The organism is Pseudomonas fluorescens (genome assembly GCF_000968015.1).
Classification (GTDB): domain Bacteria; phylum Pseudomonadota; class Gammaproteobacteria; order Pseudomonadales; family Pseudomonadaceae; genus Aquipseudomonas; species Aquipseudomonas fluorescens_W.
Window position 1 is genome coordinate 100,495 of sequence record NZ_LACH01000017.1, and the last position, 19,094, is coordinate 119,588.

Here is a 19,094-nt window from a genome sequence, read left to right on the forward strand (position 1 = left end):
TATACGCCCCTTTGCACGACACTGACGTGCTGAACACCAGAGACGATATTTTGCACAGAGATAGCCTGAAATACGCAGTGATACTGTCCGTTTTATTGGTAAGTACGGCTATCAGCCTGTACGGTTTTTCGACGCTTGAGCATCCGAATATCAGCAGTGCCATCCGGACGATATTGCTGTCGGTGGCAGGTCTGACCGCCCTCACTGTCATCACCCGCCAGTCACCGATAGTTCTGGGCTTCGGTTTGATTGCGTGCCTGTCCATTGCCTGCGGACAGGCTTGGCCAATGATTGTCGTCGCTGTGTTCGCGCTGTCTTCGACCGTATTCGGCAGATGGATGCTGGGACAAAGAATATCCACCGACTGGACCGTCCACTTCCTGATCGGAGCGGGTACGTTTGGCACGCTGACAGGCTTGGCGGCGTACTTCCCAATCAACTACCCCTGGCTGTATTCAACGCTGTTGTTATTGCCTCTTCTATTGGGGCACAAACACACCACGTCGATATGTCGTGACCTTTTGACGCGATTTAGAGCCGTCCGCCCCCTGGCAACAACAACCCAGACTGTACTTGACGTACTGATTTGTAGCTTCGCATGCCTTTACGTCTTGGTAGCCTTCATGCCGGAGGTAGGGCACGACGCGCTGGCCATGCACCTCTTCGTTCCTTCACATCTGGCACAGCTACATCAGTGGAAGTTCGACGCAAACACTTATGTGTGGGCTGTCATGCCCATGCTGGCCGACTGGATCTATAGCATTGTCTACATGCTGGCCGGCGAGACAGCATCGCGCCTGACCAACTCCGCATTTACTTTGCTGCTGGCGTGGCAAATTCGGAACATGACGATTTGGGCTGGAGGAAATGCCACAAGCTCTCGGTGGGCAGCCCTTATCTTCCTGTCGACTCCCCTCGCCTTCGCTGAAAGCAGCAGCTTGCATGTAGAGTCGGCGTGGACCGCGTTCATAATGGGCGGATCACTCGCGATCTTGAAAGTCTCGAGTTTCACACCCGATGCCAAAGAGCGTCTGTCGCACCTGCTCCTGGCAGGGGCCATGCTGGGCTTCGCCATGGCGGCCAAGGCAGTGACACTGAGTATTCTGCCGGTCCTTCTGGTTATGCTTCTGTTGCAATACAAAGCCTGGACCATTCAAGGGATCGTCAGGACGCTCCTCTTGGGCAGCGCCTGCTTGATGTTGGCGGGAGTTACGCCTTATGTCTCTGCCTGGTGCCTGACGGGCAATCCCGTCTTCCCATTTTTCAATGCCACTTTCCAATCGCCGCTATGGCCTAGCCAAAACTTCCAACCACCGGCAATCTTCGGTACAGGGGTTACTTGGGATACCCTCTATCGAATGGTATTCAAGTCGAATCAGTTCATTGAAGGACAAGTTGGCGCGGCAGGTTTCCAATGGCTACTGCTACCCACGGCTGCCGTCGCCTTGGTGTTGAGCGGAAACAAAAAAGCCTTGTGCATTCTCTTGGTCGGCGCAGGCGCGATGATCATGACGTTCCACTCAACGGCATATTTGCGTTATATATTCCCCTCTTTCGCTCTGTTTTCAGTGGTCCTGGTTCTGCCCTTCTCCGACAACAAAGTCTTCCCGCGGACCCTCGGGATCATTGCCGGGGTCCTGTTGATCCTGACTAATACCCGATTCATTCAGTCGGCAACTTACTATGGGCAAATAAAGTCGTCTCCGCTGTTCAGTGCGGCAGGTCGAGATACCTATCTATTAGAACGTTTGCCCATCAGAAAAATGGTCGATACCGTCAACGCTTTAAATACCGAACATCATCCCGTGGCCGTCTTTGCGTCCCCCTTGATGGCGGGTTTGAACAGCGATGCCCTTTACACCTCGTGGTACAACGTGAAATGGAAAGCTGAATTCGACGCAGCGGCCTCGCAACAAAAACTTGCGCAGCTATTGCGCCGTCGTCAGGTGGACTGGCTGATTATCGACCTCAAGCTCATCCCCAAGGCTCAACTCGAGTTACTGCTCAATGTGTCCACTTCGTATGTAAAAATCGGTGATCTGGACCTGCGCAAACGAAATTACGCAAACTACGAAGAACGCTTGCTCAATCCTGAGCTATCCAACCTGGAAGGCTGGAGTCTGACCTCGGCATCGACCTATGACGCGTCTCGAAAAACGCTGACCGTCAACGTAAAGACACCGGCGACACAGCTAGTCGAGGTGACGCCGGGGCAGCCCTACATAAACAGCGTATCTGCACGCTGCGCAACGGTGCTTACGCCCGGAAGAATCCAGACCAACTGGATGGATGCCCAAGGCGCCTTCATTTCCGCCAACATCGAGACGTTTGACTGCACGACGGAATGGGAGACACATGAGATGAACGTAATCGCACCTCTGAATGCCTCATCCGCGATCATTTATGCGTCCGGCCATACTGATACTCCTCTGGAGTTCAAGTCTCTTTCATTCAGACAATAGTCAGCGATATCGATGAACTCAAAAACAGAGCTTTTCACGGAAGAACAACGAGTCGCGGTAGTTATCCCAAGCTATCGGGTCACTGCGCACATCGTAAGTGTCATTGAAGCCATAGGTCCGGAAGTGTGGCGCATCTATGTCATTGACGATGCCTGCCCGGACGGTACAGGTGGCCATGTCTTGACCTCCTGCACCGATCCAAGAGTCAAGGTACTGCCCCATGACGTCAACAAAGGCGTGGGAGGTGCGGTAATGACCGGCTATCGAGCAGCCCTTGCTGATGGCGCGAGTATCATCGTCAAAGTCGATGGGGATGGTCAGATGGACCCGGCTCTGATCCCGCTCTTTATTGAGCCGATCCTTGTGGGAGAAGCCGACTACACCAAAGGCAATCGCTTTTTCGATCTGGAAGAAGTTCAATCGATGCCGCGGGTTCGACTCTTCGGCAATGCCATATTGTCGTTGATGGCCAAATTGTCGACGGGTTACTGGGATTTGTTTGACCCCACTAACGGGTACACCGCGATTCATCGTGACGTCGCCAGGCTTTTGCCCCTCGACAAGGTCAGCCAACGCTACTTTTTCGAGACCGATATTCTGTTCCGCTTGAATACCGTGCGCGCCGTGGTTGTCGATATCCCGATGGAAGCCAGGTATGGCGACGAAGTCAGCAATCTCAAAATCTCGAAAATCATTGGCGAGTTCTTGTTCAAACACTTGCGAAACTTCACCAAACGAGTGTTCTACAACTACTACCTGCGAGACATGTCTTTGGCCTCGATCGAATTACCGATCGGAATTTTCATGTTCTTGTTCGGGACCATCTTCGGCAGCTATCACTGGCTTGAATCCTCTCAGAATGGCATCGCAACGCCAGCCGGGACCGTAATGCTCAGCGCACTGCCAATGCTCTTGGGGTTGCAGTTGATCATGGCGTTCCTCGGCTATGACATCGCCTCCGTGCCAAGTAGACCAAGGCACTCCAGGCGCCGTAAAGCAACGCCATTGCGGGAAGAAAAACTATGAAGGCACTGAGAGATTTTTTGTCGGATCCATCGCTCAAGGCATTGGACGTCGATGGCACCGAGCGCCTTGAACTCCATGAGAAAGTTCTTGAGCGCAAGCGAATGCTTCGGGAAGTATTCATCGAGTTCCATCATTCGTTTCATCGCCTGGCAGACCGCTATTTCAAGGTTCAAGGTCTTGAGGTGGAGCTGGGTGCGGGTATCGCGCCCATGCGCAATTCGTACCCTGAAGTATTGGCCACGGACATTGTCTCCACCGAGCAACTGGACATGGCACTGAATGCTGAATCAATGAGCCTGGACGACCACTCGGTAAAAGCATTTTATGGTCAGAACTGCTTCCACCATTTCCCTCATCCCGATCGGTTTTTCACGGAGCTGGAGAGGACGCTGATACCAGGTGGCGGGGCCATTTTGATCGAGCCCTTTCACGGGCTATTTGCCGCGTTTCTCTATAAGCGCCTGTTCAAGTCCGAGGGATTCGACATGCATTTCGAGTCGTGGGAAACACCGTCAACCGGTCCCATGAACGGCGCCAATCAGGCCCTCAGCTATATCGTTTTCGTACGGGACAGGAAGGCATTCGAGCTCAAGTACCCTGACCTGGAGATCGTCCATCAGGAAATTTGCGGTAATTATCCCCGGTACCTGATTTCGGGCGGATTAAACTTTCGCCAGTTGCTTCCTGACGCGCTGATCCCTTTGATTAAAGTCATTGAAAAACTGCTCTATCCCTTGAGACGTGTACTCGCACTCCATCACATCGTGGTCATCAGGAGGAAGTCTTGACCTTTATCAGGTATGGCGCTATCCAGCTCCTGGCCTATGCGCTGGACATGGGTACCTTTTTGCTATTGATCTCTCTATTCAAGGATGAGCCGGTCCTGGCCAATATCGCCGGCAAAGGGGTCGCCGGCGTGTTCGCTTTCTTTTTGCATCGGCACTTTACGTTCCAGTCGAACCTCGGCAGCGGCAAAGCTCAAGCACTCAGCTACTTCTTATTACTCGCCATTAACATCCCGATCGCTTCGGCCTTGTTCAGCGCGGGCCTGTATCTCGTTGATAGCCCTGCCACTGTGAAGTTTGTCTCCGATGTGGCCTGTGTAGTCGTGACTTACTGGATCAGCAAACTGTTCGTGTTTCATTCCAATGGGCACACGTCTGCCCCGTCTGATCGCGCCAAAGGCGTATAGCGATGAAGCTGCTCATTACCGGCGCCACGGGTTACATCGGACAACGGCTGACATCCCTTGCGGCAGCGGACGGTCACGAAGTCATTTGCGCCACGCGCCAACCGTGTCCCGAAACATATACTTGGCTCGCTTACGACCTGTTGGGGCCAGCCCCTGAATGCCCGACAGGAATGCATGCGCTAATCCATTTGGCTGCCGATACATCGACAGGCACTCACACCGGCGCGGACGACGAAGTAAGGGCTGCTCAAGCGCTAATCCGTTGCGCCCATCAAGGCTCGGCCAGGTTCATCTTCATATCCAGCCAGACTGCCGAGGCCACGGCCCCTAGTGCTTACGGCCGGACAAAATGGCGTATCGAGCAAGAAGTGCTTGCCGCCGGGGGAGTAGTGATCCGTCCCGGACAAGTGTATGGCGGCCCCGAGCGCGGGCTCTTTGGCGTGTTGTCAGGGTTGGTTCGCCGATCCCCCATCATTCCGATACTCATGCCTGCGCCTTGCGTGCAGCCCATTCATGTCGACGACCTTGCGGCCTCAATATTGGCCGTCGCCGAGCGAGAAGACCTTCACGCCGAAATTTTTAATCTGGGCGCGGTGCAGCCGATTTCCTTTGGCCGCTTTCTCATGGCGATTGCAGCACACCGGGTCCATGCCGCTCGCCTGCCAGTACCCCTGCCGGTGGCGCTGCTCAAACTGCTGGGCCTATCACTCGGGCAATCGCTGAGCACGAAACTGGGCCTGGAGCGGATTTTTTCACTCATCAATCTCCCTCAGATGGAAAGTGAGCACTCTCTGCAAAAGCTAGGTATCGAGTTGCGCCCCCTTGCTCATGGCATGCATCGCTCCGGCCGTGGCCAACGCCGGCAACTCCTTCAAGAGGCCGCCGTACTCTTGAACTACCTGCTCAAAAGCCCGCCGCAAAAAAGCCTGGTCAGTCGATACGCAAGAGCGCTGGAGCGCGCAGGCAAAACCCAACCGGTCATCCGCTCACACCTGTTAATGCGCTGGCCGATACTCCTGACAGTCCTCGACAATCATAGCGTCCTGAATGAGCCCTCTGGTCAGGAGCTATCCTGGCGACTGCAGGTTGCACTCAGTATTGCCGAAGCCAGCCCCCAGGGAGCGAAGACATTTCTCGGCGCCCTTGAGCAGCGCAACCTTGTCACCACACTGATAGCGCTGGGATTGACCTCGGTCAAAGAGCTTGTGTGGCGGCTAGCGACCCTGTTGTGCCGACCCTTTGCCCGTCAGCTGTTTCTTGGAAGTGAAGCCCAGCGTGAAGCCTGAATTTGATGTGATCATTGTCGGCAGTGGCCCGGCCGGGACTTCGGCTGCCTATCCGCTGGTTAAAGCCGGCCTGAAAGTACTCATGGTGGATGCCCAGACCGATGCGGGCTCATCATTGGGACCGACCCGTCCGTTCCTCACCAGCAGGACAAACGACGAGTTTCAGTGGAAATGGATGATCGGCGAAAACTTCCACGCCTTGAACCAACTGGATGCGGTCTCTCCGAAACTGAAGACGCCGACCCATGCCCATGTCTTTCAGGGGTTCAGCGCTGGCAATCGCATCGAAGCCAACAACTTCATCGGCATAGGATCATTGGCAACCGGTGGTCTGTCGAATGCCTGGGGCTGCGGCGTTGCACGTCTCCCCGCCAGTGATTTTGCAGGTCTGCCCATCGACTACTCCGAGCTGGAGACGTCCTACGAAACGGTTTCCCGCCGGATCGGTATCAGTGGCCAGATCGACGACGACCTTTCGAGCTACTTTGGTCTCGATGAGTGGTCGCAACCGCCCTTGCCACTGGACAAGCTGCATCAACGACTACTTGATAACTACACCCGACGCCGACACTCGTTTCCCGACCTGGGGTTTCGTCTAGGTCGCTCAAGGGTGGCAGCCTTGAGCCAGCCGCTGGAAGAACGCCAAGCCTGCGATCTGTCTGGAAACTGCTTGTGGGGATGTCAGAATCGGGCGCTGTATTGCGCGTCGCAAGAACTTCCGAAACTCAAGCAATACCCGGGATTCCAGCACATTCAAGGCTTCCTGGTAGACAACCTCCTCAAGCAGGACGGTTCCTGGGCAATCACCGACCTTCGTTCCTCCCGACGCTTCTCCGGTACGCGCCTGCTGCTGGCGGCAGGAACACTGGCCTCGACCAGACTCGCCCTTAAGCACTTGAACTATTCGGCCCCATTGCCACTACTATCGTCGCCGACGGCTGCCTTCCTGCTATGGCTGCCAAAAATGCTCGGAACTCCAAGAGTTTCGGCATTTGGTCTGGGCCAGCTATCGTTCGCCCTGGAGCTGGCGTCCGGTACGACGGCTTTCGGTTCGACGTTCAGCACCACAGGCTTGCCGATGACCGAGTTTGTCAGTCGGGTTCCGATGAGCAAACGCTATAGCATTGAACTGCTGAAAAACCTGCTCAGTTCTTGCCTTGTCGGAAATATCTTCCTTCCTGGCCACCTGTCCAATAACAAGGCGGTATTACGCCCCGATGGTTCGTTGAGCATCAATGGCGATCTGCAACCCCAGATCACGACGCTCATGAAAGCCGCCGAGGTAAAGCTGCGTCGAATCTATTGGAAAATGGGCGCACTGCTGATGCCCATGAGCTTCACAGTTGGTAAGCCAGGGGCGGATATACACTATGCGGGAACCCTCCCCATGCACTCGATGCCCAGGGCCGGGCAGACTGATATCTTTGGCGAAGTGGCGGGACTTCCCGGCGTGCATATTGTCGACGGGGCTTGCCTGCCCAGCCTTACCGAGAAATCTCACACTCTGACTATCATGGCCAACGCGGACCGGATAGGGCGTTCACTAGCACAGCGATAGGAAATCATAGGAATGACTCGCAAGGTACTCTGCATCGTCGGCACACGTCCGGAAGCCATCAAGATGGCACCCGTGATCAAGGCTCTGCAGGCAGAAAAAAATATCAATTGTCGGGTTCTGGCCACCGCCCAGCACCGCGGCATGCTTGACCAAGTGCTTGAGTTCTTCGGAATTACTCCCGATCTGGACTTGGACATCATGCGGCCCAATCAGTCACTGACGACGCTGACTGCACGATTGCTGCTTGAGCTCGACAGCGTACTGCAATCCGAGAAACCGGATGTCGTACTGGCTCAAGGTGACACGACCACCGTGATGAGCGCTGCCCTGGCGTGTTTCTATTTGCGGATTCCCTTTGGTCACATCGAAGCAGGCCTGCGTACCGGAGATATCTACAATCCGTTCCCTGAAGAAGCCAACCGAGTGATCGCCGGCAAGCTGACCCGTTGGCATTTCGCACCGACTCAGGGTTCCATGGACAATCTACTGCGTGAAGGCGTCGCCGCAGCAGATATCACCATGACCGGTAATACAGTGATTGATGCCTTGCTGATGACCGCAGCACAAACGTTGCCTCTGGATATCGAACTGGACTCAAGCAAACGCCTGGTGCTGGTGACGTCCCATCGACGCGAAAACTTCGGCGAACCGTTCCAGAATATCTGCCAGGCACTCAAGAGCCTGGCCGAACGGAATCCGGACATCCAGATTCTTTACCCCGTACACCCCAATCCGAACGTCAAGGATGTCGCGTATCAATTGCTCGGTAAGACACCGAACATCATTCTGTGTGCGCCACTGGACTACGCTCCGTTTATCGCGGCGATGAAGCGCTCATACCTGATCATCAGTGACTCTGGAGGCGTGCAGGAAGAAGCACCGGCCCTCGGCAAACCCGTCCTGGTACTCCGGGAGGAAACCGAACGCCCGGAAGCGGTCGACCTTGGCGTGGTCAAGCTGGTAGGTGCCGACCGAGACACGATCATCGAACAAGCACAACGTTTGCTTGATGATCCTCTGGCTTATCGGAGTATGGCACGTGGGGTTTCCCCCTATGGCGACGGCAAGGCCGCATCGCGCATAGTCGGCGTTTTAAGGCAGCATTTCCAGCAATGCGGATGATCTACCTATCCCCAGTGCCGTGGGCCAGCTTCAGCCAGCGCCCACATCACTTCGTCAACTGGTATCACAACCAGACCGGGGAGTCCGTGCTCTGGATCGATCCGTACCCGACACGTTTGCCATCGCTGAACGACTTCAGGCGTAAGCTGCCTGTTGCCGATCAACAAAACGTCACCGTTCCACCCTGGCTGCAGGTCTGCAAACTCCAGACCTTACCGATCGAGCCCATTCCAGGATCGGCGATAGTACTCAAGCAACTCTGGCGCAACGTTTTCAAAAAAACCGCTGAGTTTTCCGCAGGCGAGTCGTGCATGATTTGTGTCGGAAAACCCTCCGAACTGGCCCTGCAACTGCTGACGCGCATACCTCAAAGCTATGCCGTCTACGATGCCATGGATGATTTTCCGGCCTTTTATCAGGGCCTGTCACGGTGGTCCATGGAACGTCGTCAGGAGCAACTCATTCGTCGGGTATCTAAAGTGCTGGTGTCCTCCACGGCCCTTCGCGACAAACTCTTGAGTATGACGGACAAGGTAGAACTGGCCCTCAATGCCTGTGATGTACAGGGACTGGCGCCAGTCGAGAACCTTGACCTGGGCACAAAACAACAGGTACTCGGTTACGTCGGCACGGTGGGTCAGTGGTTCGATTGGGATTTGGTCATTGCGCTGGCGCGAGCCAATCCTGAAAACCAGGTTCGGCTGATCGGCCCCATATTCACTCCGGCGCCTTGCGTATTGCCTGCCAATATCGAGCTGCTCCCCGAGCGCTCCCATGCCAGTGCAATAGCGGCCATGGCAACGTTTTCGGTGGGATTGATTCCATTCAGACTCAGCCGGCTGACCGCTTCGGTCGACCCGATCAAATACTATGAATACCGCGCCCTCGGCTTGCCCGTCATATCCACCCGTTTCGGTGAAATGGCGCAACGTGGCCAAGAGCCTGGCGTCTGGATAGTTGATGACGGAACTGATTTGCGTAAAACCGCCCTTGAGGCGCTCGCCAGTCAAAGTGATCATTCAACTATTCATCAATTTCGTCAGAACAATCTCTGGGCGAACCGTTTCTCTGCGACGCACGTGAAAACACAGGGATACGCCGCTCGAACCGAGTTCGACCTACGCACACAACGAAATCCCGCGTAGAGCTGTTCTGATGTCATCGAGTTCCCCTAAACCCGTTTCAGCACTCCGATTGGATTGAGTCATTTCATGGCACACAAACAACCTAACTTTCTGGTATGGCATGGCAGCCAGGTCTCAGCAGAAGAACGTCGTCAACTGCTGGACCAGAAGCCTGTAACGCTTTGGCTCACGGGACTTAGCGCTTCGGGCAAGTCGACCCTCGCCTTCGCTCTCGAACGGTCCTTGATGGACATGGGACGCTTGTGCTTCGTGCTGGATGGCGACAACGTGCGCCATGGACTCAACAACAATATTGGATTCAGCCCGGAGGATCGGGCGGAAAACATCCGCAGAGTCGCGGAAGTTGCGAAACTGATGAACTCCGCCGGCATGATCGTCATCGCGGCCTTCATCTCGCCCTTTAATCAGGACCGCCAACAGGCACACGAAATCATAGGCGCTGCCAACTTTCGGGAAGTGCACGTCAGCACTTCTCTGGCAGTCTGCGAGTCCCGCGACCCAAAAGGGTTATATAGCAAGGCGAGAGCAGGAACTCTGTCGGAATTCACTGGCATCTCCTCGCCTTATGAGGCACCTGAGCAGCCTGATCTGAGAATCGACACTAATATTTCGACGCTGGACGAGTCGGTCAATCAATTGCTCGCCTTAATTGATCCTGATTACCCTCTCCCCAAGATCCAGAAACCCTCATAGCGGCCGATAACGTACCTTGATAGTTCGCATGAACTAAGCGACTACTATTGTCGCGGCTCCGTTTTTAAGTGCACCTTCTCACGCTTCCCAGCCTGCCTCAGGAACACACCAAGCATGCCTAATGCATTCGAAAGTCTGATGGTTTCCTCGCCCAATGGAGGTGGGCTGCTCTTTATTCGTTACGGCCAGGTATTTCGTCTGGACGACATGAGCACCACAGGCATCAGCCTGAGTGGTGACAAATTTTTGAGAGGTTTTCAGCCAGAAGGCCTGATTTTTTACCAGGGAAACCAAACTTCAGAGGATCCAGGCACGTCGATTGACGACATCCATGATGTACTGATCGCGGACTCTTCTCTCTACGCTGTGGGCACGAGCGCTAATGAAGTCCTGCAGCTGGATATGAATGCAGTCCCCGTGCGCCGCTGGCCTTTTCCCGGTGAAATCGACGCAAAACATATCAACTGCATGGCGCTCTGGAATCAGCGCATAGTCTTTAGTGCCTTTGGCGACTTCACAGACCACCGTCAGTACAAAGGCAATACGGCTAAAGCCGGTTTCGTCCAGGATTTGCACACTGGAGAACGCTTGATCGAGGCGTTGTCGCAACCCCACAGCCTGGTCCCGTTCGGCAACAATCTGTTACTCGCCAACTCCGAAACCAGGGAGTTACGGGAATACGACAGCAACGCGAAACTGTTACGAAGCAAAATACTGGACGGTTACACCCGAGGTATCTGCATTCAGGACAACATTCTGTACATCGGCTTGAGTCGCTCACGCAATATCGATAGCAGTGCCATCGTGAATGCAAACCTGGTGGCACTGGACCTTCAAAGCTGGGAGGAACTGGGGCGCATAGAACTCCCGATATCGGAAATTTACTCGGTCCTGCCCATTGAAGATATCAACGCACTCCCCTCTGTACTTGCTGGCATCAGCCAGCGTGCAGCCGTTGATTATCGACACGCCATAAACACGCGCGACGAACAAATCCAGGAGCTGAAGAACAATAACGAGCGGCTCAGGCTGATGGAAGAGTCCCTGACTGAGCACCTCGACACACGAAACAAACAATATGCCGAACACGTCGTCGCCTTGACCGAACGAGATACCCGTATTGTCGATCTTGTTCAAGGAAGCGCAGCACTGATGCATGAGCTAGAGCAGTCTGCGGCGCTCCGTGCCGACGATAGTCTCAAGCTTGCGCAAAGCCAGTCATGCATCAAGGTGCTTGAAGCTGACCTTCAAGCGTCTGCTCAGCAGTCCTTAATCCTGCAGCAGCACTCCGACCATATCGCAGACCAATTACAGGAAACCCTTCCTCGCCTCCATATTCAAGAACAACAGATCCAGGACTTGATAGCCAACCAAGCAAAAGCCGAAGAACGCATCGCTGAACTGATCGACCTGGACCAACTTGCCAAACTGCAGCTGAATCAGGCCAAACAGGAACTCCTTATCGAGAAACAACAGATCCTGCTATTGACGGATGCCATTCAGGAAAAGGAGCAACAGTTAGAGGCTGTGATTCAGGAAAAAGAGCAACAGCTAGAGGCTGCGAGAGTACTGTTGGACGATGTAACGAGGGAGAAGAACACGCAACTGGAAGCAGTTCGCATGGCGCTGACTGATGTAACGAGAGCGGAGAATGAACTGCAGAATTCACTGGCAGAGCGCAATTTGCAACTGAGCTCCATGAGCCATCAGCTCGAAGCAAGTGGAGAAGTCACCCGCGCTCTGCTCGAGAGCCACTCATGGCGCTGGACGCGCCCGCTGAGAGACATTCGACGCTTGCTCCGGCTTTAAATCCAGCACGCCGCTGATACCCGCGGATCAGCGGTGCTGAGCCGTCGACTCCGTCAAACAGGTCTGCGAATCGGGAAGACAGAAAAGCGCCTCGTACAACCATCTTGTCAGGCGCGTGTTGCCCTTCGGTGCGCACGCCCGTTAGCTCTTCCAGATGATGATCAATCATCCGATGCCCAATCGGCGCCGCCTCGATGATGAATATCGGTGTTTTCCCGCGTTTCGGACAATATCAGCGATATTAAGCAGATAGCCAACGACCTCTTCCTGCAATTTTTTCCATACCAGTCTGGCCAGACCTGTAGAGACCGGTACATCCTTTACACATTTGACCGGGTACATCGTTTACCAACTCCCACACGCCATCAGCCACTTCCTTCAGTGCGACGTGCTCGTCGATCAGTGCGAAAGCGTGAATGCGTTGATCGACGAACATATTCATCACGTGAAGGCGCGGATCGATGGGTTGCTGGCGTTGCAGACGCAACTGCTCGACCTGCGCCAACGTTGTGGCGAAGGGCCGGAGATTGATCAGTGCGGGATTTTGCAGCGGCTTGAAGTGAGCGGCGGGGTTGTGGCGACGGAGGTGGAGCATTCCCATGTTGGCCGCAGTCACGGCCACTAAAAACACCGCAAAACAAATGTGGGAGCGAGCCTGCTCGCGATAGCGGTTGTTCAGTCACATCGATATCGGATGTGCCGACGTCATCGCGAGCAGGCTCACTCCTACAGGGGTATTGCGTGGTGTTTTATACCGCCATCGGCGCGGTCATTGGGGCGTGGTGCTCGTAGCCTTCGAGCGAGAAATCGCTCGGCTCGATCAACTCCAGCCACTCCGGCTGATAAACACCGGTCTTGGCAAACTCCGGCACACGATCACTAATCACCAGTTTCGGCATCGGGAACGGCTCGCGCTTGAGCTGTTCGTTCAGCATGTCCAAATGGTTTTCGTAGACGTGGGCATCACCGATGAAATAGGTGAACCAGCGCGGCGTGTAACCAGTCAGGCGACCGATCAGGCTCAGCAGCGCGGCGCCTTCGGTGAGGTTGAACGGCGTGCCCAGGCCCAAATCATTGGAGCGGATGTACAGAGTCAAAGAGATTTCTTTGGTCTCGACGTTCGGGTGGAACTGGTACAGCAGATGGCACGGCGGCAAAGCCATTTCATCAAGTTGGGCGACGTTCCAGCCGTGGAACAGGATGCGGCGGCTGCCCGGGTCTTTGATGATGGTGTCGACGCATTGGCGGATCTGGTCGATCGCCTTGTACAGCACCACGTAAGCCTGACCGTCTTCTTCGCCTTCGGCGATTTGGCGATAACCTTGACTCAGGGTCTGCTCGATGGCGGCCTGGTTGCTGACCGGGATCTGCTTGTACGCCGGCCATTTACGCCATTGCACGCCGTAGATCTCGCCGAGGTCGTCTTCGCCCTGACGGAACGGGTTGGCCAGCCACTGGGCGTTTTCGTTGGCGTTCTGATCCCAGACCTTGCAGCCCAGCGCGCGGAATTCGGCGGCGTTGTTCACCCCGCGCAGAAAACCACACATCTCGCCGATGGCCGATTTGAAGGCCATCTTGCGCGTGGTGATCGCCGGGAAACCTTCCTTCAGGTCATAACGCAGCATCGCGCCAGGGAAGCTGATGGTGTTCACGCCAGTGCGGTTGGCTTGCTTGGTGCCGTTCTTGATGACGTGGGCGACCAGTTCGAGATATTGCTTCATGAGTTACCTGTGTCCTTGAACCCGGGACCGTCGCCCCGGGGTTCGAATTTATACGGCCGCCGCTGGAGCCGCCGGTGCACGGTGATACGCCAGCCAGATCAGGTACAGACCGCCGACGATCATCGGTACGCACAGCACCTGACCCATGGTCAGCCAGTTCCAGGCCAGATAGCCCAGTTGCGCGTCCGGTACGCGGACGAATTCGACGATGAAACGGAAGATCCCATAGAACAGCGCGAACATCCCGGACACCGCCATGGTCGGCCGCGGCTTGCGCGAGAACAACCAGAGAATGGCGAACAACGCCACGCCTTCGAGGGCGAACTGATACAGCTGCGACGGGTGACGCGCCAGTTGCGCCGGATCGGTCGGGAAGATCATCGCCCACGGCACATCGGTTGCCTTGCCCCACAACTCGGCGTTGATGAAGTTACCGATACGTCCGGCGCCCAGACCGATCGGCACCATCGGCGCGACGAAATCCATCAGCTGGAAGAACGACTTGCCGTTCTTTTTACCGAACCACAACGCGGCCAGCATCACGCCGATGAACCCGCCGTGGAACGACATGCCGCCCTTCCACACTTCAAAGATCAACAACGGGTTGGCGAGGTAAGCACTCAGATCGTAGAACAGCACATAGCCCAACCGGCCGCCGACAATGACCCCCATCGACATCCAGAACACCATGTCGGAGAGTTTCTCTTTACTCCAGGTCGGGTCGAAGCGGTTCAACCGGCGCGACGCCAGCAGCCAGGCGCCGCCGATGCCGATCAGGTACATCAGGCCGTACCAGTGGATTTTCAGCGGACCGATGGCCAATGCCACCGGGTCGATCTGCGGGTAAGGCAGCATTGCGACTCCTCGTTAGAGTTGAAACTTTCAAAATTCCCGGGCGACGCTGTCACGCCAGGATTAAGTCAGGATTGCGCTGCGTCAGAGCAGGAAATTCAAGCCCACGCAGAACAGCAAAGCGGCGAACAGTCTTTTCAGCAACTTCGGCGACAGGCTGTGAGCCAGTCGTGCGCCGAGGCGAGCGAAAAACATGCTGGTCAGGGCGATCCCCAGCAGCGCCGGCAAGTAAACAAAACCGAGACTATGGGCCGGCAGCAATGGATCGTGCCAGCCCAGAATCATGAAAAATAATGCACTGGACAAAGCAATCGGCAGACCGCAGGCGGATGAAGTCGCCACCGCTTGCTGCATCGGTACGCTGCGCCAAGTCAGGAACGGCACCGTCAGCGAACCGCCGCCAATCCCGAAAATCGCCGAGGCCCAGCCAATCACACTGCCGGCCACGGTCAGACCGACTTTACCCGGCACCGTTCGGCTGGCCTTGGGTTTGAAATCCAGTGCCAGTTGCGCGGCGATGACCAGGGCAAAGACGCCAATGATTTTCTGCAGGTTGGGCCCGGAGATCGCTTCAGCCGTCAGCGCGCCGAAACCGGCGCCAATGAGAATGCCGAGGGTCATCCAGACAAAAATCGGCCAACGCACGGCACCGCGACGGTGGTGTTCGCGGATCGCATTGACCGAGGTAAATATGATCGTCGCCAGGGACGTGCCGACCGCCAGGTGCGTGAGGATCGACGGATCGAACCCTTGCAGCTTGAAGCTGTAAACCAGCACCGGAACGATAATGATCCCGCCGCCGACCCCGAACAGCCCGGCCAGCACACCTGCACAGGCGCCGAGCGCCAGATAGAGCAGAAATTCCATGCGCATCCCCAAATGAGAGCGGCATGGTAACGGATGCATGGCCTCAAGCTCCACTGGATGGCGATGGATACCCACACGATGACTGAGTAGAGTGGGCAGAAAACACACAAGGACTGCCTTATGTGCCTGATTGTTTTCGCTTGGCGACCGGGTCATGCCCAGCCGCTGATCGTGGCGGCCAACCGCGACGAATTCTATGCCCGGCCCAGCCTGCCACTGGCGCAATGGCCCGAAGCACCGCACGTGCATGCCGGTCGCGATCTGGAGGCCGGGGGCACCTGGCTCGGTGTTGGCGCCAATGGACGCTTCGCCGCGCTGACCAATATCCGCGATCCGCATCAGCCGCCATCGCGCAAATCGCGAGGTGAACTGGTGGCGGGTTTTCTTTTAGGCAACATGTCGATTGATGATTATTTAAGCGACGTTGTCGGACGTTCGCTGGAATATGCCGGATTTAATCTGCTGATCGGCAACACCAATGAGTTGTGGCACTTCAATGCCCGGGAGACTGAGGCGGTGATGCTGCCACCGGGGGTTTATGGGTTGTCGAACGCCGGGCTGGATACGCCGTGGCCGAAACTGCTCAAGGCGCGGGCAGCGCTGGAGGAAGTGCTGGACGATCCGCAACCTCAGGCTTTATTGGCGTTGCTGAATGATCCGCAGACGGCGCCATTTGCTGACTTGCCGGACACCGGAGTCGGGTTGGCCACCGAGACGTTGCTGTCGAGTGTGTTTATTGCCAGTCCGACTTATGGGACGCGAGCGAGTACGGCGTTGATTGTTCAGGCGGATGGGACCCGGTGGATGGTTGAGCGGAGTTTTGGGCCGTATGGGGGGCATTTGGGGGAGGTAGAGGTGCGGGTTTAGATTTGTGGGGTGTCAGTTGGGTCCACCCCTCACCCTAACCCTCTCCCCAGGGGGTAGAGGGGACTGACCGAGTTGTTTTTTTGATATTTTGCGACCGAGGAAATCTAGTCGAACTCAGGGTTTGAACAGCATGAAGATCGGCCCCCTTTCCCCCTCTCCCCTCTGGGGAGAGGGCTGGGGTGAGGGGTGGCTTCTGAATCCACCGCAGATCTACAGGGTTTTAGCCGAAGCCGGATTAATCATCCGCGCCAACCCAAGGTTCTTCAGCGCCAGCTGCAGCGAGCTGTGGATAACTTGCGGGTTGTCGATGGTCATCAGCTCCGCGAGCAATTCCTTGGCCTTGCTCAGGTTGATCTGACGCAGCATCCACTTCACTTTCGGCAAGTTGGTGGCGTTCATCGAGAGGCTGTCGAAGCCCATCGCCATCAACAGCACCGCCGCCGCCGGATCGCCGGCCATCTCACCGCAGATACTCACTGGCTTGCCTTCGGCATGAGCATCACGCACCACGCTCTGAAGGGCTTGCAGCACCGCAGGGTGCAGGTAGTCGTAGAGGTCGGCTACCCGCGGGTTGTTTCGATCCACGGCCAGCAGGTACTGGGTCAGGTCGTTGGAGCCGACCGACAGGAAGTCCACTTGCCGTGCCAGTTCCTTGGTCTGATAAACCGCCGCCGGAATTTCGATCATCACGCCGATCGGCGGCATAGGCACGTCGCAACCTTCGTCGCGGACTTCGCCCCAGGCCCGGTGAATCAGGTGCAGGGCTTCTTCCAGCTCGTGGGTGCCGGAGATCATCGGCAGCAGAATCCGCAGGTTGTTCAAGCCTTCGCTGGCCTTGAGCATGGCGCGGGTCTGCACCAGGAAGATTTCCGGGTGGTCGAGCGTGACGCGAATGCCGCGCCAGCCGAGGAACGGGTTGTCTTCCTTGATCGGGAAGTACGACAGCGACTTGTCGCCGCCGATGTCCAGACTGCGCATGGTCACCGGTTGCGGGTGGAACGCGGCGAGTTGCTCGCGATAAATCGCCAGTTGCTCTTTTTCGCTCGGGAAGCGCTGGTTGATCATGAACGGCACTTCGGTGCGGTACAGACCGACGCCTTCAGCGCCACGCTTCTGCGCCCGCGCCACGTCTGCCAGCAGGCCGGTGTTGACCCACAACGGCATGCGGTGACCATCGAGGGTCACGCACGGCAAGTCCCGCAGTGCATCCAGCCCGAGGGCCAGTTGCTTCTCTTCCTCGACCACTTCGGCGAACTGCTTGCACAGCACTTCGCTGGGGTTGGTGTAGACCTCCCCGTGGTAGCCATCGACGATCATCTGGATGCCGTCGACTTTGGAATACGGCAAGTCGACCAGGCCCATCACCGTCGGGATACCCATGGCGCGCGCCAGGATCGCCACGTGGGAGTTACCGGAACCGAGTACCGACACCAGACCGACCAGCTTGCCTTCCGGCACCTCGCCGAGCATTGCCGGCGTCAGTTCTTCGCTGATCAGGATGGTGTTGTCGGGGTAGACCAGGGTCTGCTGACGCTCTTCCTGGAGATAAGCCAGCAAGCGCCGGCCGAGGTCTTTGACGTCCGAGGCGCGCTCACGCAGGTAGGCGTCGTCCATCAATTCAAAACGGTTGACGTGCTCGGTGACCACCTGACGCAACGCGCCCTGGGCCCACTGACCGGTCTTGATCACGGTGGTGATTTCGCTGCCCAGCGAGGCATCGTCGAGCATCATCAGGTAGACATCGAACAGCGCGCGCTCTTCCGGGCGCAACTGGTTCGCCAGCTTCGCGGACAAGGCACGCATGTCGGCACGCACGCCTTCGATGGCGGTCTTGAACAGCCCGAGTTCGGCGGCGATATCGGTGATGGTCTTGTCCGGCACCACGTCCAGATCGGCCGGCGGCAGCATGACCACCGCGGTACCGACCGCCGCACCCGGCGAACCCGGTACGCCGATGAACTTGGCTTCCTGGATGCCCTTGCCCTGACGACCCAGCCCCCGGATCGAACCGGTGGCTTCTGCGTGGGCGATAACGCCGGCGAGCTGCGCGCTCATGGTCACGAGGAAGGCTTCTTCACCTTCGTCGAACTGGCGACGTTCTTTTTGCTGAATGACCAACACGCCGACGACGCGGCGGTGGTGAATGATCGGCGCCCCGAGGAATGAGGCGTAGCGCTCTTCACCGGTCTCGGCGAAGTAGCGGTAGCGCGGGTGATCCGCGGCGTTTTCGAGGTTCAGGGGTTCTTCACGCGTGCCGACCAGGCCAACCAGACCTTCGTTGGGTGCCATGCTGACTTTGCCGATCGAGCGCTTGTTCAAGCCCTCGGTGGCCATCAGCACGAAGCGGTTGGTTTCAGGGTCAAGCAGGTAGACCGAGCAGACCTGGCTGCCCATGGCCTCTTTGACGCGCAATACAATAATGCCCAACGCCGCCTTGAGATCCTTGGCGGAGTTAACTTCCTGGACGATCTTGCGCAGCGTATTGAGCATGGCT

15 protein-coding genes and 1 pseudogene are annotated in these 19,094 nt (G+C 56.5%); 12 read left to right on the forward strand and 4 right to left on the reverse strand.

What is annotated here, in order from left to right:
* Positions 1 to 26 precede the first annotated feature (26 nt).
* From VD17_RS10135 to VD17_RS10185, 11 genes and pseudogenes are all read left to right on the forward strand, one after another.
* Entirely contained in the window at positions 27 to 2,462 is a 2,436-nt protein-coding gene (locus VD17_RS10135) for a glycosyl transferase (protein ID WP_046053719.1), read from the forward strand.
* Between the two features lie 12 nt (positions 2,463 to 2,474).
* Positions 2,475 to 3,488 (forward strand): glycosyltransferase family 2 protein, encoded by a 1,014-nt coding sequence (locus VD17_RS10140; protein WP_046053720.1) that lies wholly within the window; start codon positions 2,475 to 2,477, stop codon positions 3,486 to 3,488.
* Entirely contained in the window at positions 3,485 to 4,276 is a 792-nt protein-coding gene (locus VD17_RS10145) for a class I SAM-dependent methyltransferase (RefSeq protein WP_259674549.1), read from the forward strand. Before VD17_RS10140 ends, VD17_RS10145 begins: the two co-directional genes overlap by 4 nt.
* Complete coding sequence (locus VD17_RS10150; protein ID WP_046053721.1) at positions 4,273 to 4,680, forward strand: GtrA family protein; 408 nt, start codon at positions 4,273 to 4,275, stop codon at positions 4,678 to 4,680. Before VD17_RS10145 ends, VD17_RS10150 begins: the two co-directional genes overlap by 4 nt.
* 2 nt (positions 4,681 to 4,682) lie before the next feature.
* Positions 4,683 to 5,966: an NAD-dependent epimerase/dehydratase family protein gene (locus VD17_RS10155; RefSeq protein ID WP_080931989.1), complete on the forward strand. Its 1,284-nt coding sequence runs from the start codon at positions 4,683 to 4,685 to the stop codon at positions 5,964 to 5,966.
* The gene (locus VD17_RS10160; protein WP_046053722.1) at positions 5,956 to 7,524 is read left to right on the forward strand and encodes an FAD-dependent oxidoreductase; all 1,569 of its coding nucleotides are present in this window, start codon (positions 5,956 to 5,958) and stop codon (positions 7,522 to 7,524) included. The genes VD17_RS10155 and VD17_RS10160 overlap by 11 nt, the downstream gene beginning before the upstream one ends.
* Positions 7,525 to 7,536: 12 nt before the next feature.
* On the forward strand, positions 7,537 to 8,646 hold the full coding sequence (gene wecB, locus VD17_RS10165; protein WP_046053723.1) for a non-hydrolyzing UDP-N-acetylglucosamine 2-epimerase: 1,110 nt from the start codon (positions 7,537 to 7,539) through the stop codon (positions 8,644 to 8,646).
* Positions 8,643 to 9,791 (forward strand): glycosyl transferase, encoded by a 1,149-nt coding sequence (locus VD17_RS10170; protein ID WP_259674550.1) that lies wholly within the window; start codon positions 8,643 to 8,645, stop codon positions 9,789 to 9,791. The genes wecB and VD17_RS10170 overlap by 4 nt, the downstream gene beginning before the upstream one ends.
* A gap of 66 nt (positions 9,792 to 9,857) precedes the next feature.
* A complete protein-coding gene (gene cysC, locus VD17_RS10175) occupies positions 9,858 to 10,484 on the forward strand; it encodes an adenylyl-sulfate kinase (protein ID WP_046053725.1) in 627 nt (208 codons plus the stop codon).
* A gap of 114 nt (positions 10,485 to 10,598) precedes the next feature.
* Complete coding sequence (locus tag VD17_RS31210) at positions 10,599 to 12,293, forward strand: DUF4915 domain-containing protein (protein WP_052962686.1); 1,695 nt, start codon at positions 10,599 to 10,601, stop codon at positions 12,291 to 12,293.
* Positions 12,294 to 12,690: 397 nt separating this feature from the next.
* Positions 12,691 to 12,918 (forward strand): annotated as a pseudogene (locus VD17_RS10185) (Cd(II)/Pb(II)-responsive transcriptional regulator); the annotation flags it as partial.
* Between the two features lie 124 nt (positions 12,919 to 13,042).
* Here VD17_RS10185 and VD17_RS10190 read toward each other — a convergent pair.
* The 3 genes from VD17_RS10190 to VD17_RS10200 all read right to left on the reverse strand — a co-directional run bounded on the left by VD17_RS10190 (position 13,043) and on the right by VD17_RS10200 (position 15,733).
* Complete coding sequence (locus tag VD17_RS10190) at positions 13,043 to 14,014, reverse strand: thymidylate synthase (protein WP_033060541.1); 972 nt, start codon at positions 14,012 to 14,014, stop codon at positions 13,043 to 13,045.
* A gap of 48 nt (positions 14,015 to 14,062) precedes the next feature.
* Complete coding sequence (gene lgt, locus VD17_RS10195) at positions 14,063 to 14,869, reverse strand: prolipoprotein diacylglyceryl transferase (RefSeq protein WP_046053726.1); 807 nt, start codon at positions 14,867 to 14,869, stop codon at positions 14,063 to 14,065.
* An 81-nt stretch (positions 14,870 to 14,950) separates the two neighbouring features.
* Entirely contained in the window at positions 14,951 to 15,733 is a 783-nt protein-coding gene (locus VD17_RS10200; RefSeq protein ID WP_046053727.1) for a sulfite exporter TauE/SafE family protein, read from the reverse strand.
* A 120-nt stretch (positions 15,734 to 15,853) separates the two neighbouring features.
* Here VD17_RS10200 and VD17_RS10205 point away from each other — a divergent pair, with 120 nt between their 5' ends.
* Positions 15,854 to 16,600 (forward strand): NRDE family protein, encoded by a 747-nt coding sequence (locus VD17_RS10205; protein WP_046053728.1) that lies wholly within the window; start codon positions 15,854 to 15,856, stop codon positions 16,598 to 16,600.
* A 210-nt stretch (positions 16,601 to 16,810) separates the two neighbouring features.
* Here VD17_RS10205 and ptsP read toward each other — a convergent pair whose 3' ends face one another.
* On the reverse strand, positions 16,811 to 19,090 hold the full coding sequence (ptsP, locus tag VD17_RS10210) for a phosphoenolpyruvate--protein phosphotransferase (protein ID WP_046053729.1): 2,280 nt from the start codon (positions 19,088 to 19,090) through the stop codon (positions 16,811 to 16,813).
* Between the last annotated feature and the right edge of the window lie 4 nt (positions 19,091 to 19,094).

What these genes read in the sequence shown, in the direction of transcription:
- VD17_RS10140 (WP_046053720.1), top strand. Translation starts at nt 2,475, where the DNA reads ATGAACTCAAAAACAGAGCTTTTCACGGAAGAACAACGAGTCGCGGTA.
- VD17_RS10145 (WP_259674549.1), top strand. Translation starts at nt 3,485, where the DNA reads ATGAAGGCACTGAGAGATTTTTTGTCGGATCCATCGCTCAAGGCATTG.
- VD17_RS10155 (WP_080931989.1), top strand. Translation starts at nt 4,683, where the DNA reads ATGAAGCTGCTCATTACCGGCGCCACGGGTTACATCGGACAACGGCTG.
- wecB (WP_046053723.1), top strand. Translation starts at nt 7,537, where the DNA reads ATGACTCGCAAGGTACTCTGCATCGTCGGCACACGTCCGGAAGCCATC.
- VD17_RS10170 (WP_259674550.1), top strand. Translation starts at nt 8,643, where the DNA reads ATGATCTACCTATCCCCAGTGCCGTGGGCCAGCTTCAGCCAGCGCCCA.
- cysC (WP_046053725.1), top strand. Translation starts at nt 9,858, where the DNA reads ATGGCACACAAACAACCTAACTTTCTGGTATGGCATGGCAGCCAGGTC.
- VD17_RS31210 (WP_052962686.1), top strand. Translation starts at nt 10,599, where the DNA reads ATGCCTAATGCATTCGAAAGTCTGATGGTTTCCTCGCCCAATGGAGGT.
- VD17_RS10190 (WP_033060541.1), bottom strand. Translation starts at nt 14,014, where the DNA reads ATGAAGCAATATCTCGAACTGGTCGCCCACGTCATCAAGAACGGCACC.
- lgt (WP_046053726.1), bottom strand. Translation starts at nt 14,869, where the DNA reads ATGCTGCCTTACCCGCAGATCGACCCGGTGGCATTGGCCATCGGTCCG.
- VD17_RS10200 (WP_046053727.1), bottom strand. Translation starts at nt 15,733, where the DNA reads ATGGAATTTCTGCTCTATCTGGCGCTCGGCGCCTGTGCAGGTGTGCTG.
- VD17_RS10205 (WP_046053728.1), top strand. Translation starts at nt 15,854, where the DNA reads ATGTGCCTGATTGTTTTCGCTTGGCGACCGGGTCATGCCCAGCCGCTG.
- ptsP (WP_046053729.1), bottom strand. Translation starts at nt 19,090, where the DNA reads ATGCTCAATACGCTGCGCAAGATCGTCCAGGAAGTTAACTCCGCCAAG.